This is a genomic window from Acinetobacter sp. C26M, from assembly GCF_023702675.1.
Lineage (GTDB): Bacteria > Pseudomonadota > Gammaproteobacteria > Pseudomonadales > Moraxellaceae > Acinetobacter.
In genome coordinates this window covers 1,097,034-1,113,269 of sequence record NZ_CP098478.1, presented here as the reverse complement: position 1 = coordinate 1,113,269, position 16,236 = coordinate 1,097,034, and the positions used below count along the sequence as shown (strand labels likewise).

At 43.2% G+C, this 16,236-nt stretch carries 17 protein-coding genes and 1 pseudogene; 4 read left to right on the top strand and 14 right to left on the bottom strand.

The annotated features are described in order from the left end of the window. The gene (locus NDN11_RS05070; protein WP_251110954.1) at nt 1-1,488 is read right to left on the bottom strand and encodes a flavin-containing monooxygenase; all 1,488 of its coding nucleotides are present in this window, start codon (nt 1,486-1,488) and stop codon (nt 1-3) included. A gap of 12 nt (nt 1,489-1,500) precedes the next feature. Then, nucleotides 1,501-2,340 carry an SDR family oxidoreductase gene (locus NDN11_RS05065; protein WP_251110953.1) on the bottom strand — a complete coding sequence of 280 codons (840 nt, stop codon included), beginning with the start codon at nt 2,338-2,340 and terminating at the stop codon, nt 1,501-1,503. A 126-nt stretch (nt 2,341-2,466) separates the two neighbouring features. On the opposite strand from NDN11_RS05065, the gene NDN11_RS05060 reads away from it, so the two are divergent. After that, the gene (locus NDN11_RS05060) at nt 2,467-3,093 is read left to right on the top strand and encodes a TetR/AcrR family transcriptional regulator (protein WP_167248077.1); all 627 of its coding nucleotides are present in this window, start codon (nt 2,467-2,469) and stop codon (nt 3,091-3,093) included. Between the two features lie 27 nt (nt 3,094-3,120). Here NDN11_RS05060 and NDN11_RS05055 read toward each other — a convergent pair. The 4 genes and pseudogenes from NDN11_RS05055 to NDN11_RS05040 all read right to left on the bottom strand — a co-directional run bounded on the left by NDN11_RS05055 (nt 3,121) and on the right by NDN11_RS05040 (nt 6,892). Then, a pseudogene (locus NDN11_RS05055) lies at nt 3,121-3,990 on the bottom strand (metal-dependent hydrolase). Nucleotides 3,991-4,022: 32 nt separating this feature from the next. Next, nucleotides 4,023-5,252, bottom strand: coding sequence for an NADH:flavin oxidoreductase/NADH oxidase family protein (locus NDN11_RS05050; protein WP_251110952.1), 1,230 nt, complete (start codon nt 5,250-5,252; stop codon nt 4,023-4,025). Nucleotides 5,253-5,345: 93 nt separating this feature from the next. Beyond that, entirely contained in the window at nt 5,346-6,092 is a 747-nt protein-coding gene (locus tag NDN11_RS05045) for an acetoacetate decarboxylase family protein (RefSeq protein WP_251110951.1), read from the bottom strand. Further along, complete coding sequence (locus NDN11_RS05040) at nt 6,089-6,892, bottom strand: SDR family NAD(P)-dependent oxidoreductase (protein ID WP_251111493.1); 804 nt, start codon at nt 6,890-6,892, stop codon at nt 6,089-6,091. The genes NDN11_RS05045 and NDN11_RS05040 overlap by 4 nt, the downstream gene beginning before the upstream one ends. 111 nt (nt 6,893-7,003) lie before the next feature. On the opposite strand from NDN11_RS05040, the gene NDN11_RS05035 reads away from it, so the two are divergent. Then, complete coding sequence (locus NDN11_RS05035) at nt 7,004-8,053, top strand: AraC family transcriptional regulator (RefSeq protein WP_251110950.1); 1,050 nt, start codon at nt 7,004-7,006, stop codon at nt 8,051-8,053. 57 nt (nt 8,054-8,110) lie between these two features. Here the strand turns inward: NDN11_RS05035 and NDN11_RS05030 are convergent, their stop codons facing one another. Beyond that, on the bottom strand, nt 8,111-8,992 hold the full coding sequence (locus NDN11_RS05030; protein WP_251110949.1) for a dihydrodipicolinate synthase family protein: 882 nt from the start codon (nt 8,990-8,992) through the stop codon (nt 8,111-8,113). A gap of 5 nt (nt 8,993-8,997) precedes the next feature. Further along, entirely contained in the window at nt 8,998-9,777 is a 780-nt protein-coding gene (locus tag NDN11_RS05025) for an aldolase (RefSeq protein WP_251110948.1), read from the bottom strand. Between the two features lie 38 nt (nt 9,778-9,815). Here NDN11_RS05025 and pdxR point away from each other — a divergent pair, with 38 nt between their 5' ends. Further along, nucleotides 9,816-11,321, top strand: a complete 1,506-nt coding sequence (gene pdxR, locus NDN11_RS05020; protein WP_251110947.1) for a MocR-like pyridoxine biosynthesis transcription factor PdxR — start codon at nt 9,816-9,818, stop codon at nt 11,319-11,321. A 12-nt stretch (nt 11,322-11,333) separates the two neighbouring features. Here the strand turns inward: pdxR and NDN11_RS05015 are convergent, their stop codons facing one another. The 4 genes from NDN11_RS05015 to NDN11_RS05000 all read right to left on the bottom strand — a co-directional run bounded on the left by NDN11_RS05015 (nt 11,334) and on the right by NDN11_RS05000 (nt 14,465). Next, nucleotides 11,334-12,023: an SDR family NAD(P)-dependent oxidoreductase gene (locus tag NDN11_RS05015; protein WP_251110946.1), complete on the bottom strand. Its 690-nt coding sequence runs from the start codon at nt 12,021-12,023 to the stop codon at nt 11,334-11,336. A gap of 1 nt (nt 12,024) precedes the next feature. Further along, nucleotides 12,025-12,792 carry an SDR family NAD(P)-dependent oxidoreductase gene (locus tag NDN11_RS05010; protein WP_251110945.1) on the bottom strand — a complete coding sequence of 256 codons (768 nt, stop codon included), beginning with the start codon at nt 12,790-12,792 and terminating at the stop codon, nt 12,025-12,027. Beyond that, nucleotides 12,789-13,469, bottom strand: coding sequence for a glutathione S-transferase family protein (locus NDN11_RS05005; protein ID WP_251110944.1), 681 nt, complete (start codon nt 13,467-13,469; stop codon nt 12,789-12,791). Before NDN11_RS05005 ends, NDN11_RS05010 begins: the two co-directional genes overlap by 4 nt. Before the next feature lie 129 nt (nt 13,470-13,598). After that, nucleotides 13,599-14,465, bottom strand: coding sequence for a metal-dependent hydrolase (locus NDN11_RS05000; RefSeq protein WP_251110943.1), 867 nt, complete (start codon nt 14,463-14,465; stop codon nt 13,599-13,601). A 163-nt stretch (nt 14,466-14,628) separates the two neighbouring features. Between NDN11_RS05000 and NDN11_RS04995 the strand changes: the two genes are divergently transcribed. Beyond that, on the top strand, nt 14,629-15,093 hold the full coding sequence (locus NDN11_RS04995; protein ID WP_251110942.1) for a winged helix-turn-helix transcriptional regulator: 465 nt from the start codon (nt 14,629-14,631) through the stop codon (nt 15,091-15,093). A gap of 9 nt (nt 15,094-15,102) precedes the next feature. Here the strand turns inward: NDN11_RS04995 and NDN11_RS04990 are convergent, their stop codons facing one another. Continuing rightward, a complete protein-coding gene (locus NDN11_RS04990; RefSeq protein ID WP_251110941.1) occupies nt 15,103-15,561 on the bottom strand; it encodes an Sbal_3080 family lipoprotein in 459 nt (152 codons plus the stop codon). A gap of 142 nt (nt 15,562-15,703) precedes the next feature. Beyond that, on the bottom strand, nt 15,704-16,234 hold the full coding sequence (locus tag NDN11_RS04985) for a hypothetical protein (protein WP_251110940.1): 531 nt from the start codon (nt 16,232-16,234) through the stop codon (nt 15,704-15,706). Nucleotides 16,235-16,236 lie beyond the last annotated feature (2 nt).

Here is a 16,236-nt window from a genome sequence, read left to right as displayed (position 1 = left end):
TTAACTGGCTTTTTTATCAGTTTTAGACTCAGTAAAACCAAGTACATAATCGTGAAGATCACATTGCGCTAAACGAGCACGCATCTCAAAAGTAGTCCACGGCCATAAGGTACTGTTACGACCATTCCGATCGATAAAGTAGCTGCTGCATCCACCGGTATTCCAGACCGTATTTTTTAATGCCGCTTGGATTTCATCATTGTATTGTTCCAATACCTCAGCACGAATTTCAACAGTTTCAATCTGCTGTGCCTGTACTTTTTTCAGCATGTCCAAGATATACGCCAGTTGTGCTTCAATGATAATCAATGCCGAAGAGCTGACCGCAATATTGGGACCAAACATGACAAAGGCATTTGGGCAACCTTCAACCACTGTACCGAGGTAGCCTTTGGCGCTGCCTTGCCATACTTCATCCATGCTTTTGCCATGTTTATTACGGATCTGTTTGGCAATCGGAGGATTACTGACTTCAAAGCCTGTGCCAAAAATAATTGCATCAACCTCATGCTCCGATCCATCACTGGCGATTAGCGTATTGCCACGTACTTCCTCTACCCCACAGCGCAACACCTCTACATTCGGTTTTGCCAATGCTGGATACCATTGATTAGACTGTAATACCCGTTTGCAACCAATGGTAAAGTCAGGCAATAGTTTTTCTCGTAACACAGGGTCTTTTACCCCTAAGCGAATATTTAATTTGGCTAAGCGTTCAATCTGACTGACCAATTTTGGATGATGCATACTGGAATTTAACGATTCGAATACACCATAAACACCATAACGGGTTAAACGCTGAGTGACTGGAAGTACTTTAAACAGTGCCTGAGCAAGTTTTGGTAGACTTTGATCCATTTTGGGCAATACCCATTGTGGGGTACGCTGTAGCAAAGTGAGTTTCTCAACTTGGGGTTGAATCTCAGGTACAAATTGAATCGCAGATGCTCCTGCACCAATAACCGCAACCTTTTTACCGTTTAGGTCAAAAGCATGATTCCATTCTGCCGAGTGGAACTGAGCCCCTTTAAATGTCTCTAAACCTTTAATTTTAGGGAGTACAGGTTGATGCATTGGCCCACCCGCCATAATCGCAAAACGGGCATGGATGAGACCTTGATTGGTTTTCACCACCCAATGTTTGGCCTGATCATCCCAAGCACTTTCCAGCATTTCATAGCCAAAGCGCACATACTTTTTCACATCAAATTGCTGTGCAACATTTTGTATATAGGTCTTAATTTCTTGCTGCTGCGCAAACACCCGACTCCATTGTGGATTCGGTGCAAAAGAATAAGAATATAACGCCGACGGCACATCACAAGCACAACCTGGATAGGTGTTGGCACGCCAGACACCGCCAATTTCATCTGCTTTTTCCAAAACCACAAAATCTGTAAAACCCGCTTGCTGTAATTTAATGGCGGCTCCAATCCCTGCAAAGCCAGCCCCGATAATCGCCACATGAAATTTTTCGATCTTCGCCATGAGTTTTAATCCTTATTTTGTCTGTGCCAATTGGCTTAAACGTTGGCTATATGCTTTGCGATCATTCTGATCCAAGCCTTTTAAAATACGGTCATCCCCGATCAGTTTTCGGAAACCTGTATTGAGCCAATGCGGCACCAACCCATAAGCTTTCGGGGTATGGGTTAAATAATTCGGCACTGCAATTTCAGCTAGATTATGTGCGATGGCTTGAATAATCGCATTCGCCACATCTTGCGGTTCTACCGTCGGAATCGGCAAACTGTCCCCCGTACCAGATGACAATTCAGTCAAGACTTTGGATGGTAGCACTGCCGATAAGCCAATCGGCGTGTCTCTAAGCTCTTGTTGCATCGATGCGGTTAAACCCACCACAGCAAATTTCGTCGCGCAATAAATGCTGGCCCCCGGAATCGGATATTTACCTGCCAGAGAGGCGACATTGACGATATGCCCTGTTTGTCGTGCCAGCATTTTGGGCAATACTGCTTTCATGCCATGAATCACCCCACGCAAGTTGATATCAATTTGCGCATCGGTGATGGCTTGGCTTTCCTCGACCATCGCCCCCATTGGCATAATGCCAGCGTTGTTGACCAAGATATCGATGGGACCCAGTTGCTTTTCAATTTGCACAATCAATTCATGAAATGAATTTTGCACTCGTACATCCAAATAGCCGCCAAAGCCTTGCACTTTCGTAGCGGCTTGTTGTGCCAACTCCAGATCAATATCGCCAATCGCCACTTTGGCACCAAGTTTTCTAAAGGCAACGGCAGTGGCTAGGCCAATCCCTCGCCCACCACCTGTGATCAACACCACTTTGTTTAAAAAACTGTATTTTTTCCCCATGTCCAGTTCCTTTCGCTAGTCAAAAAATCACCAATTCGGAACATAATGTCATTTACGGAATGAAGTGTCAATTTTGGTTAATTTTGTTTATCGTATTTCCGATAAAGTTCTGATAAAATTTTTGCCATGAATGATCAAACAACTCTATCGCGTGCTGAACGCCAACGTATTCAATTACAAGCAGAAATTATTGAAGCTGCTTTTTTGGAATTTTCTGAACGCGGTTATCATCAAACCGCGATCTCTGACATTGCCAAAAGACTGGGTATTGGTCACGGCACTTTCTATCGTCATTTTGAGAATAAAAGAGACATTCTGGATAAAGTCATTGTCGATACTATGTTCAAAATAACCGCCTTATTGGCCGATGAAAATGCGCCAGATGCGGTATCCACACTGGAGGCTTATCGCATCCAATGCGAAAGGATTTCCAGTAAATTTCAGGAATTTGCCAAAGACAATCCACGTGCGGTACGTTTGATTTTGCTTGAAGCGACCTCGATTGATAAAGAAATGACGGCCCAAGTGCATAATCTGCTGCACCTCGGTGGCCTGCTCACCGCAGACTATTTAAAAAATGGGGTGAAGTGCGGTTATTTAAAAGCTGATCTGGACACCGAAATGACTGGACATGCCATTGTCGGCATGATTATCGCAGGCGCATTTAAATTCTTATCTGCACCTGAGGACCCTGATCTGTTAAAAAGATATAGCGATGCTGCAATTCAAATGATGATGGCAGGCATCGCTTAACAGCATGCCTAGACTTGTGATGTATGCCTACTTAAATGCTGGCATTTGATTTAAATAAGCCAATGCCTGCGCTGTTGAACCTTCATGTAACGGGCTATGTTCGGGATTAAAATAGCGTAAGCAAGCAGCCAAGACATAACCCACACGCGGCACGCGATCCTATCGTGCGGCACGCAAATAATCTTTAATGCGAAAACGCTGTGGTAATTGCGGATCTTTTGCGACCAAAGTTTCCACAGCGACATAAGCCAATATAATAAATAAAGGAAAAGTAACAGCAGCCGTCGCTGTGCGTAGCAGTATGTTATTACTTAAATGCCGAAATAGGGCATCGGCGACTTCACGATGCTCTACTTCTTCAGCACCATGCCACTGCAATAGGCGTAGCATTTCCTCATCGACAGGTGCTTGTTGTAAACCTTGTGCATTGAGTACCCAATGCCCTAATACCCCCGTGAGATGTTCCGCAGCGGCAACCATGGCAAGGCGGGTATGTAACCATGTCTGTTTCAAGCCTGAGTGATGCAGCTCAAAACCGAATGGCTTCTGCCCCAACATGTCATGAAATATCCAGTTCATCAGTTTGCCATATTGACTCAGATCAATCCCCAACGCTTCAATATGTCGCGTGCCCAAGGTGTGTCCATAACTGTGCGCCCCTTCCTGCTTAATAAAAGCCATGACTGCTGCTTTTAATGGTTCATCTTGAATCAATGGCAATGCATCTCGAAAAGTCTGACAGAACCAGCGTTCAGGCGCAGGAGTAATGGGATTGATAACATTAAGGATCTGTGATGCCAAAGGATCGTCATAAATCCAATGGCTCGGTGTTTCTGTAAAATAAAATACAGGGCGTCGAGGAATAATACGATGGTTTTGTTTGATGAATCCACGCATAAAAGAACTCCTTATCTACAAGACCTTAGGCATTAATCCTGCGTCAAAATGTTAAAGCCCATCCGTGGTCCAAATGCCAGTAAAGTACGGATGAAATCCTTAATCGCCTTCGGTTGTTGACCACGACTAATACGGCGGAATTGAGCTGCATGCCAAGCCAATTGCAGATAAGCATCGATAGGCTTATAGCCAACAGTTGGGATTTTTGCAGCTTCATTAACTGATTGCCCTGCCAAGAGCTGTTTGGCTAAGTCGGGCTGTAAAGCAAAAGGACGAGCTAAACCGACGACATCCACCGTGCCATCGCTCACTAAACGATTCATTACGTCTACATCGCGTAGCCCACCAGTCAATATCAATGGCAATTGACTCTGTTGGCGCAATGCGGTGGCATAATCCAGAAAATAAGCATCGCGCTGTACCTGACGATCAGGGGCATAGCCTAGTTGCGCTGGAGATTCATAATTGCCCCCAGACACTTCCAATAAATCTATACCCTCAGCTTCTAATGCTAGAGCAATGTGCAGTGACTCCTCCTGACTCAGCCCGCCTTTCTGGAAATCGGCAGAATTCAGTTTGACACTGAGGATTTTATTTTTGCCAATGGCCAGACGCACAGCTCGAACTGTTTCAATCAAGATACGACGACGATTTTCTGGATTCCCGCCCCATTGATCGGTACGGGTATTGGCCAAAGGCGATAAAAATTGTGATAACAAATAGCCATGTGCCGCATGGACTTGTACCCCGTCAAAGCCGGCCTGCACTGCCAATGCCGCTGTGCTGGCAAAACGCTGGATTTGTTCTAAGATTTCTGCTTCGGATATAACTCGCGGGACACGAATCAGATTCATTGCTGGTAAATCTAGGCCTACTGCTGAAGGTGCAATCGGCTTTTTAAATAAAGGTAATACCGCAACCCGACCCGGATGATTAATTTGCATAATAATCTTACTGCCATTGGCCTGCGCTGCTTGGGCCCAAAGTTTATGCGCTTGCAAGAATTGTTCATCTTCCAGCACCACATTTCTTGGCTCAACAAAGGCACGATGGTCAACCATGACATTGCCAGTGATTAATAAACCCGTACCGCCTCTGGCCCATGCCGCATAGAGCTGCTGTAAGTCCGTGGTAGGCGAACCATGTCGATCTGCCAATTGTTCACTCATAGCAGATTTTGCAATTCGGTTAGGAATGCTAATGCCACATGCCAAACGTAGCGGTTGCTGTAAGGGTGAATGGGTAAAAGTTGATTGTGCCATTTTCATTGTTCCTGATGCTTTGATCGATAGATCTCGATTCCATTTTTTAATTTCATTGCTCAGCAAATCTTTACTGCAATCTAAATTTATCCTCTATAAAACCCGTGGATTGAATTGACGCAATAAAAACAACGGGGTACGTAATCGAGGAATCTGAATCGGCGGAATCAACCCACCTGATAAATCCACTCGATGTAAGCGCGCATCCATCACATGACCTAATCCCATTTCATGCAAAGGATCATTCACTGTTCCGGTAAAGCGTAATTTCATCTCGACACGACGTACTTCAACAACATGCTCTTTCGGGGTGAATCGGACTTCTCTAGGTAAACCCAGCCCCAGACCACCTGTGATATTACGATGCGATAATCCTAAAATGGGCGGCGCATCCTGTAGTATCTCACCCAGTTTGGCTTCCATTTCAACCAGGACCGTACCGCGGCGTGATGCTTGACTGACAATCCGTGAACCATCATTGTCCCAACTGATTTCCCCGATTTTCTTGGGATAACCCAGCAACTCACGCCCAATAATCATGGCACGATCATCATCCAGTATCATCCACGGACAAAAGATCCCCGTTTTATTGCCGACCTGAATATGCACAAATAATCCCGCTTCGTGATAGGTCCCTGTATACACATTTTCAGGAAAATAAGCGCAAAACAAATCTGCTCTGGCAGGTTTCGCCAGCTTCATTCCAGCAGGTAGCCAACGCGCCATTGCCTTCTCATTTACTTCAACTACTGCAGTTAAATATTGGGCATTGTGATAGAGCTTATTACCCAAGTTGGCGAGACCTATCGGTGTGCGTAAATCTTTGATCAACTGTCTCATGCTTTTAATCTCGAAAAGACTTGCTTTAAGATCGGCAATAAAATAATGCGTGGGGTATATCGCCCACCCAACGTTTGTGCCTGTGCGATTAGACCTGGAATCACGATACGGCGATTGCACGCCATGCCGTGAATGGCTTCTTTGGCGACCCGTTCTGCAGTCACCCAAACCAAACTGCCGCCAACTCCATCAATCTTGCTGATCCCTGCCACCGCATTAAAGCCTGTGATGGTTGGACCAGGTGCCAATAAGGTACAACTCACCCCAGTACCGCTCAGTTCGCTATGCAGCGACTCTGCAAAAGAGTTAGCAAAGGCTTTGCTGGCTGCATAAGTGGCATTGGCTGGTGTGGGTTGATGCCCCGAGGTAGAGCCAACAATAAGAATGGCACCTCGTCTTTTCTGAATCATGTTTGGCAATACCGACAAAGTCAGATCCTGTACTGCCACCACATTTAACTCGGTCTGTTCACGTTCACGATCTGCATTCAGATCTTGTAATCGACCAAAGGTAGCAAAGCCTGCGTTATTGCATAAAATCGCCACATCAAGCTGTTCCAATTCGTGACGGAACTGAGTCCTTGCCTCACGATCCGCAAGATCACACGGACGTAATATCACTTCAACTTGATATTTTTGACGTAAATGTAGCGCCAAAGCCTCAAGCTTATCGACTCGTCGCGCAACTAAAACAAGCGAATAGCCAAGTGCAGCGAATTGTTTTGCGAGTTCTTCACCAATACCGGACGATGCGCCAGTAATCACCACGGGCGAATGTTTTAAAGGAGGTGCTAAGCTCATCATTCATACTCAGATCTCTACAATAGTCCCAAGTATCGAAGATGCTTAACTTGAGCGTGAGCGGTAATTCAGACATACTGCTAATCATTTTCGGCCAACTTAAAACTAAAAATGAAAGATCCCTATGGCTTATCCAAAGCCAGTATTCCGATTTCTTATGCACACTTATTATTAGAGATCATGGTCGAAAAAGGGTTTTCTGCATCCGAATTGCTATACCAAAGCAAAATACCTTCAGCACTTCTACACCAAGTGGATGCCCGTATTACTCCAATCCAATGGTCAAAATTGGCATGGGTTAGTTTAAGTCTGGCGCAAGACTGTGGTCTGGGGTACGAATATGGACTCAAACTTCGTTTAACCGCCCACGGCTCCATGGGCTATGCGCTAATGAGCAGTCCTTCGCTCAAACAGGCCATTGGATTGGCCAGTCAATTTTTTAATATGCGGCTCAAAGATTACCGAATTGATTTTTCTGAACAAGAACAACAATCCATTATTGAAATTCAACAAACTCATCCGGTAGTCAGTCAACAACTTGAACAGGCAGAAATGCTAAGACGCTTTTTTTATGAATGCCTAATGATTGGCGTGGTTCAAACGGCACTGACCTTAGCCGAGCATGATTTTTCGGATGTTGAACTGCATGTCGACTGGTCTGAACCGTCCTATCATCAAAAATTTCAGCCACAACTTCCGACTGTTCGCTTTAATCAAGCTCACAATCAAATTCGTTATCCTGCTGCCATCCTTAACCTCCCCACCAAAATGGCCGATCCGACCGCTTTTCAACATGCCTTAGCCCAATGTGAAGCCGAACAAATCCGCTTTTCCGAAACCATTCAAGATATTGGGCTCAGGGTTAGAACCGAATTACAGCTCACTCCACAAAAAGGCTATCCGAGTTTAGATAGCATTGCCGAACGCTTGCATACCTCCAGCAGAACTCTAAGAAGAAAGTTAGATGACGCAGGTTATTCCTATCTGGGTTTATTAGATGAGGTCAGATATCAACAGGCTAAACAGCTTTTACTCAATCCGCAGATGGAAGTACAGGATATTGCACTGTACTTAGGCTATCTACAACCTGCCAACTTTGCCCGTGCCTTTAAGAAATGGAGTGGCCTTACACCTAGCCAGTTTCGCCAAACCCAAATTTAAACGGCTTACGATATAAGTTAAGTCAGGTCGCTCGATGTCGACCAGACTCAAACATATTTATTTTACTGCAGCCTGTAACAAGCTTTTTAATTGCTCAATTTCAGTCACTGTCGCACTTTGCAAAGGCGGTCTTGGCGCACCAACCGACAAGCCCAGTAAATTGAGTCCCGATTTTACTGTTTTCGGTAAGCCACCTTTGACGATAAAACTCAGCACAGGTAATTGCTGATAAAATATCGCCTGCGCTTTTGACAGATCACCTTGTTGAATCGCTTCATACAATTGCTTTGGTAGATCGCCCAACAAATTCGGCGCAGCAGTACACCACCCTGTTGCTCCAGCACAGAAGGCTTCTAGCGCCAATGGATTAGAACCATTATAAAATGGCAACTCCCCTTGGCTTAAGGCATGAAATTTATGCATACGCTGAATATCACCGGTGCTGTCTTTGACCATGCAAATATTGTCGATCTCATTAAACATCTTCACGATCAGCTCAGGTGACATATCAATCCCACTGGTCGCAGGATTGTTATAGACCATGATCGGCAATTTTACCGATGCGGCAATCTGCTGATAATAATCATAAATTTCTTGATCGGTGAGTTTCCAGTAAGAGACAGGAATCACCATAATCACATCTGCACCCAACTGCTCTGCTTTCTTGGCTTTTTGAATCGCCATTGCAGTGGTCAGTTCAGAAATTCCAACAATCACAGGAACACGCTGATTCACCACTTCAATTGTGGTTTGCGCCACCTGTTGCCACTCTTGCCAAGACAAATATGCACTTTCCCCTGCACTGCCCAAAGGTGCAATCGCATCACATTGTGATTCAAGCAGCGCATTTAAGCTAATGCTCAAAGCATTAAGATCAAGTTGTTGGCCATCTGCTTTAAATGGTGTGACGGGATAAGCAATAATTCCTTCAATTTTCATGTTATTTACTCCTCGATACACTCTTGATGGTTTTTCAAAGCCTTGCGTGCGTAATAGGCAAAATTGACTTTGTTACGCTTATCAGTAGACAGCCAGTCATGGGCTTCTTTTGCCAGTTCATGCGGAATCGGTTGAATCTGTCCTGCCGACATCGCTAACAGTTGCAAACGTGCGGCGCGTTCAATCAACAGCGCTAAATTACAAGCTTCTTCAATGCTCTTGCCTGCCACCAATTGACCGTGATGAGACAGCAACACCGCCCGATTTTTTCCTAAAGCTTCGGAAATAAAAATGCCTTCTTCATTACCGACAGGTACTCCCGGCCATTCGCCAACAAAGGAACAATCTTCATACAAGGCACAGGTATCCATTTGCGAAATGGCGAGTGGCACACGTAGCATCGACAAGGCTGCAATATGGGTTGGATGGGTATGGATAATGCAATTCACTTCAGGATGTTGCTGATAAATCCAGGTATGAAAACGATTAGCTGGGTTGGCCATACCTTGCTGCTCTAAAGGTTTGAGATCTTGATCCACCACCAATAAATTGGCTGCGGTAATTTCGTCAAAACCCAAACCAAAACGTTGCGTGATAAAGGTATTTTCTTGTTCAGCACGGCAGGTAATTTGCCCTGCCAAGCCTGCATCATGACCATGATCAAATAAAATACGACAGGTCAAAGCCAACTTCTGTCGATCACTGTAATTGACCTCTTGGATCAAATTCATATTCTGCTGCGCAGTTTGCATCAATTGCTGTTTGCTGAGTAATGCCGTTTGCATGAGACCACCTCGCTACTGTTGATTTGTTGATGGGACAGATGCAGAATACGAAGTCAGTGGGTGAGTTAAAATATCCAGTTTTTAAAACTTATATGGTCCAGACCAACATGCAGCAGCCATGGAAGATTCGTCTTCATCTTGAAGACCGGGAAGAAAAAACTATCTTTCTCAAGTTAGCCAATCAGATTATTGAAGAGATTCTATCTGGTCGGTTAAGTTCAGGTTCACGCCTATCTGGCTCTCGCTCGCTCGCCGATGAATTAAAAATTAATCGTAAAACCGTACAGTCGGTTTATGAAGATTTAGAAGCACAAGGCTGGTTGATCTCAAAACCACGACAAGGCACTTTTGTGGCGGAGAATCTGCCTGAGTTAAAACATAAAAAAATAAATGCTGTGGAAAAACTCAATCCTTCATCCAATACAATCAGTCCAGTAGCAATTAAAAATGATGGCATTCCAGATATCCGCCTAATCCCTTATGAGTTATTTTCCCGTGCCTATCGACATGCCCTGATTCAAGTGACCCGTTCGCAAATCATGGGTTATGGTGATCCACAAGGTAGTATTGAGTTACGTCAGGCATTGCTGCAAATGCTGTCAATGGAACGCTTTATTAAAACCAGCATCGAGAATATCTGTGTGGTTCGTGGTAGCCAAATGGGGATTTTTTTAGCCGCTCGTGTGCTGGCTAAACAAAGCTCATCACGCAAAGTGATTGTGGTGGAACACTGGTCTTATCCGCCTGCAATTGAAACCTTTTTATCACATCATTATCACATCGTGCGAGTTCGGTTGGATCAACACGGTCTTGATATCCAGCATCTTGAAGAAATACTAGAAAAACATGCTGTGGCTGCAATCTATACCACACCACATCATCAATATCCGACCACTGTGACCATGGCGATGGATCGACGCCTGAAACTATTGGAACTGTCGAAAGCATCTGATTTCTATATTATTGAAGATGACTATGATCACGAATTTCATTATGACAGCCGTCCAATTCCACCGCTGATCAGCTTACCGCATGCAGAAAAAGTGATTCATATAGGTTCGCTGTCCAAGGTCTTTGCCCCAAGCCTAAGAATTGGCTATGTGGTCGCCAATCGAGACATCATCCATGCCATGAATCAGGATATTTTATTGATCGATAAACAAGGCAATATTATCACTGAATTGGCGATGGCCGAACTGATGCAACAGGGAGAAGTCAAACGCCATATCCGCAAGATGCGCAAGATTTATCAACAACGGCGCGACTTTGCACTCAATCATTTCCAAGCGGTATTTAAAGATCAGGTCGAACTCAACTCACCGCTAGGTGGCATGGCCTTATGGGTCAGATTTAAATTTCCCTATCGTGCTGAATATGCCGAGCTACTGAATCAATTGCATATTGATGCTGAAGCTCATTTTGCCGAGCAAAGTCAGCAATCAAATGAGCATTTTCATATCCGTTTTGGGTATGCCGCCATTAATGAAACTGAAATTTCAAACATTATTCGTTTGCTCTATGAGGCATTTCAGCCCAATGATTGAATGCGCATGATTTTATAATCCTAAGCGCAGTTCCTGACTCCATGTCGATTTAGGTTGTTGGTACAAATGCCAACAGGTCTGTTGCAGCGATTGCATCAATTGATGTTTTGCCGTTTGCCCATGCGGTACCACACAATACACCACATGAATGCCCTTGGGGTGGAACTCCCTAGCTAAGGATTGTGCTAAAGCTCGAATACTGGCAGACATACTTTGACTGAATAAATCCTGCTCCGATTCGACTGGCTGTTGAGTCCCTAAAAAAATCAAGGTTCCTTGCTGTTTGGATAGCATCTGACGAATCACGGTTTGAGCAATATTCACTGCCGTTAAGCCTGTGTTTTGCCAATAGTTCTCAAGCTGTTCAGCGGACAAGGAATGATTATTTTCTGGCAGCACAAAGTCAGGCTGGAAAATGCATAAATCGACAAAATGCCCTGCTTTCTGAATCTTCTGTATAACACTTTTAACTGCAGCCACATCAAGTAGATTGAGTCGAACAGCGATCAGCCCTTCCACTTGGGCCTCGATCTGTGGCTGGGTTTTAGTTGCATCATGCTGCAGTTGATAAACAGGCATAGCATCGCACTGAACTTGCCCAACAAAAAGTTGACTCAGTTGCTGGACAGCATTGCCCACGATTACAATACAGCCCTTGGTTTTTTGTTTGGATTTAAACCATTGCGGTAACAACTTACTCATCTTAGAATTTCTCCTGATAAGGACGTAAATCCAGTTCATGCGTCCATAAGTCAGCATTTTGCTGATAGAGCATCCAGTAATTTTCGGCAATTGCCTCAATATTTAAACCACCTGTGCCACGGGTTAACCTCGCTAGCCGACCCAAGCCCCATAAGGCTTTATTGACACGATCACCATCGACCATGCCATCCACCACCACATGCGCCACATGGATATTTTGAGGACGATATAGTGCTGCCAAATTTAAGGCATAGCTTCTCAACGCAGATTTGCCCATGGTAAATGCGGCAAAAAAAGGTTTCCCTCGTAATGAGGCACTGGCACCCGTAAAAATCAAGGTACCCTGCTGCTGTTTTTGAAAAATGGGCAAACTACGCTGCGCCACCAATACCGCAGATAAAAAGGTCGAACGCCACATTTGGCTAAAAAACTTTAAACTGCTCTGTAAAAAGATCGAAGGAATATTGCCACCGACATTATGGATCACTGCTGCCAGAGCTTCTGGCTGATTGCTTAAATGATCAAATAAGGTCTGAAGCTGTTGCTCATTTTCAGCATCCAGTGCATAGGCAATAGCCTGCCCACCTTGAGCATTAATTGTTGCTGCCACCTTTTCGACTTTATTGAGCGTTCGCCCCACCACATATATTTTGAATTGCTCATGGGCAAAACGGCGACACACCGCTGCACCAATGCCCTGTTCTGCCCCAACGCCAATCACAACCACAATACCTGTTGGCTGGGTCGAATCTCGATTGACCTGATTCATAAATGTTGTATCCAGTGCTGAATATGCGGATAGCTGTTAATTTTTGGCCCCCAGATTTTACTGGTGCGTATGACTTCTAACAGTTGAGAACCGACTGCAATATCGGCAATGGTTTTGGCTTCACCGACCAACCAGCCCGTTTGACCTAACACAAATTCAATACGCTCTAAGTGTCGTGTAAATTCTGCTTCGATATCAGCCTTTGCCATACGCCCTGTACCTTGCATCTTCACTTGCATATTCAATGCAGCCTTGAGCAAAGGTTTCATCAGTACAACCTCATGCTTAGGACGACCTTCCGCACTGATTGCCACCGCATGATTCAAAGCATCAGCATCACTGACCCGAAAATACACTTCATAGAAATATAACAACTCGTCCGACCAGTCTTCCCACAATTCAACATAGGCTTTTTGTAGTGGATCTACAGGATATAAAAGTGGCAAATCTGGATAGGCTTCATCCAGATAACGGGCAATGCGGGTACTGTCCTGAATACGCTGTCCGTTGATGTCCAGCACAGGGACTTTGCCGACTTTACTCAACATTGGGACTTTGGCCCCCAATACGCCGTTATAATTCACGGTTTCAAATGGAATGCCTTTAAACTGCAACATCCGTGCGACTTTTTTGCAGAATGGTGAAATTTCCCATTGATGTAAGACCACTTTACTCATTGTTATCTATCCATTTTTTATTGAATTCATCTCGATGATAAGTGAGCAGCTTGGCGCTCACTCAACTTATCTTACAGATATTTGTTCCTTTGGCGATGCATTCATGCAGATGATTTTCTCTACAATTTATTAATGCACGAAAGTCGACTGCTCTGAAGACAAACCAATTTTGATTTTGGTTTTTGCCACGATGTCAGACTCATCGGTATCATTGGGATGGAAGTCACGACGATAATAAGAAAAAAATTGTGGCACCAATTTTCGATAGGCCTGCATAGTAAAGCCTGCAAATTTAGCCCACGATTTTAAATTCAGTAATTGCTTGTCTCTGGACATCAATACCACTTGGTAGACATTCGAGAAGGTTGTGATAAGGACCAAACTCAGGCTAAAAATCGCAACCCGTGGGATATAAGCATCAAGCCCTTTGCCGTAGAGATATTCATACATGTCATAGGCAACCGCTTTGTGTTCGGTTTCTTCCACACTGTGCCATAACCATAAATTCCGAATAGTGGTATCGGTCATTAATTCATTGACGTTTTTCATCATCTCCACCACCAGTACTGCGGTGTAATGTTCTAAGCCAACGGTGACCAATAAATTCCACTTTTTCGGAAAAGTTCGTTCAATGGCTTTGAGGATGATACCTGTCACTTTTTCCAATGATTCAGGATCTAACCCATATTGTTGTGCACTGACATGGAAGGCATGATGCTCTTTGGAGTGCATGGCTTCCTGACCAATGAATGCGCCAATATCACGATCCAGTTGCGAGTTGCTTTTGACTTGATCACGCAAAGCTCTTACCGAACGGACGAAGTAAGACTCTCCTTCTGGAAATAGGGTGGACAGTCCTGTGAAATAATGGGTAAAGGTTGGCTCATTATTACACCAGTATTTGGGCATATCCTGAAATTCATAATCCATACGGCGGACTGGAAATGATGCAGGTATCTTTTGCTTTGATTTTTCTTTTAACGCTGACGCAGACATAACTCACCTCAAGAATAGATCTCAAAATATTAAGTTCCAAAAAAGAACTTAATTGAAAAATATAGCTGCTATGATAAGTTGTCAATAAAGCGGATATCTTAATCGTTCAAGTTGTCCTAAAATGACAGCCTGCTTCCTGTAAAGACATATAGATGGTATTGCGATGAAATGGCATGAACTCGGTGAAATGAATTGTCCAATTGCACGGACTTTGTCGATTTTTGGCGACCGCTGGACTCTGCTGATTATTCGTAATGCCTTTATGAAAACCCGTCGTTTTGATGACTTTCAAAAGCAGTTAGGCATCACCCGTCATTTGCTGACCGAACGTATTAACCGATTGGTGGAGCACAAGATTTTTGAGAAAGTGCTTTATCATGAAGCACCAAAACGTTATGAGTATAAGCTGACTGAAAAGGGTTTAGCACTCTATCCGATTATTGTCACCATGAGTACATGGGGCAATATTTGGCAAAATGAAAATAAGCAATTTCCCGAATTGCGTTATCTGCACAAAAGCTGTGGGCATGTGACCAGCCCAAGCCTAACTTGTGATTGTTGCAACCAGCCTCTTGATGCGAGACAGATGTCGCCTGTTTATGTGGCGGGTGAAGATGGGACGGAGTAAGAAATTATCCTATTTCTTACTTGAATTTAAAAGTCCATCGACCACTCGATTAATTTTTACATCGTTACCTTGATATTTTGTGAGATCAAGTCCGCCACCTCGATAGACATGATATTCAGACAGCCCTATTCTTTGCCCAGCACGGTTATACAGTTTTAACGTCATCTCACTGATAAAAAATACGGTTTCGTAATCTTCAGTTGCATCATAGTTCAACGTAAATTCACAAGTATTTGGTTTAAATGGAGCATTAAAGACTTGTATTTGAATGTGATGACTTTCTAATCGATTAATGAGTATTTCCTGAAAATGGTCAATTTTAACCTTAGAGTTATTTTCGATACAGATAGAATTAAGCTGCGAAAGATAATCAGCATGTATCGGATTTTCTTGCCATTGCCATGTCGTACTACATGCTGAACAAAGTACGACACTCAGCAATGTTAGAATGAACTTCTTATTTTTCATAGATAAAGCGATATATTTAAGTAATATAAAATTATAATATGGTATTAAATGACAAATGGGTCAATAGATAAACTTTCTATTTAACTCTTAGATACAAGTTTTACCATACAATGATGGATAGAGATCATATATAAATGAGATATTACTCTCTTCTTACAAAATATTCTTTACCTGTTTCCGTATCTATAAAAACATCTATATTATTTTCAGTTTTTAAAAATCTTAAGCTTTTTTTCATATCATCTGGACGAAAAAATAAAGCTTGTTTCGTTAAAGATACTTCATATTTCCAATTATTTGGAACCAGAATCTCATCTAAACTTGAATTTAACAATTGGCAAACCATTATTCTTTGATCAGAATTACCATCCCAATTCGTATATCCACAAAAAATCCAATTGCTTTTTGTTAGTTTTCCTTTTAATTGATCTACAATCGTAATATCAATTGCATTATTATCTTCATCTTTAAATTCCAACCCATTTTCAATTAGAACATCTACATATTTTTTAGCATCGGTTGGAGTCATAAAGTGAACACACACTAATTCACTATCAGAAATCCAAACCATTTTATTAACTGACTTTAAAAAACCAGCATTACCACCATAATATTTTGAGAAAATTGAATCATTACGAACAATTACAGAAATACCCTCAATTAAAACAGCCACAA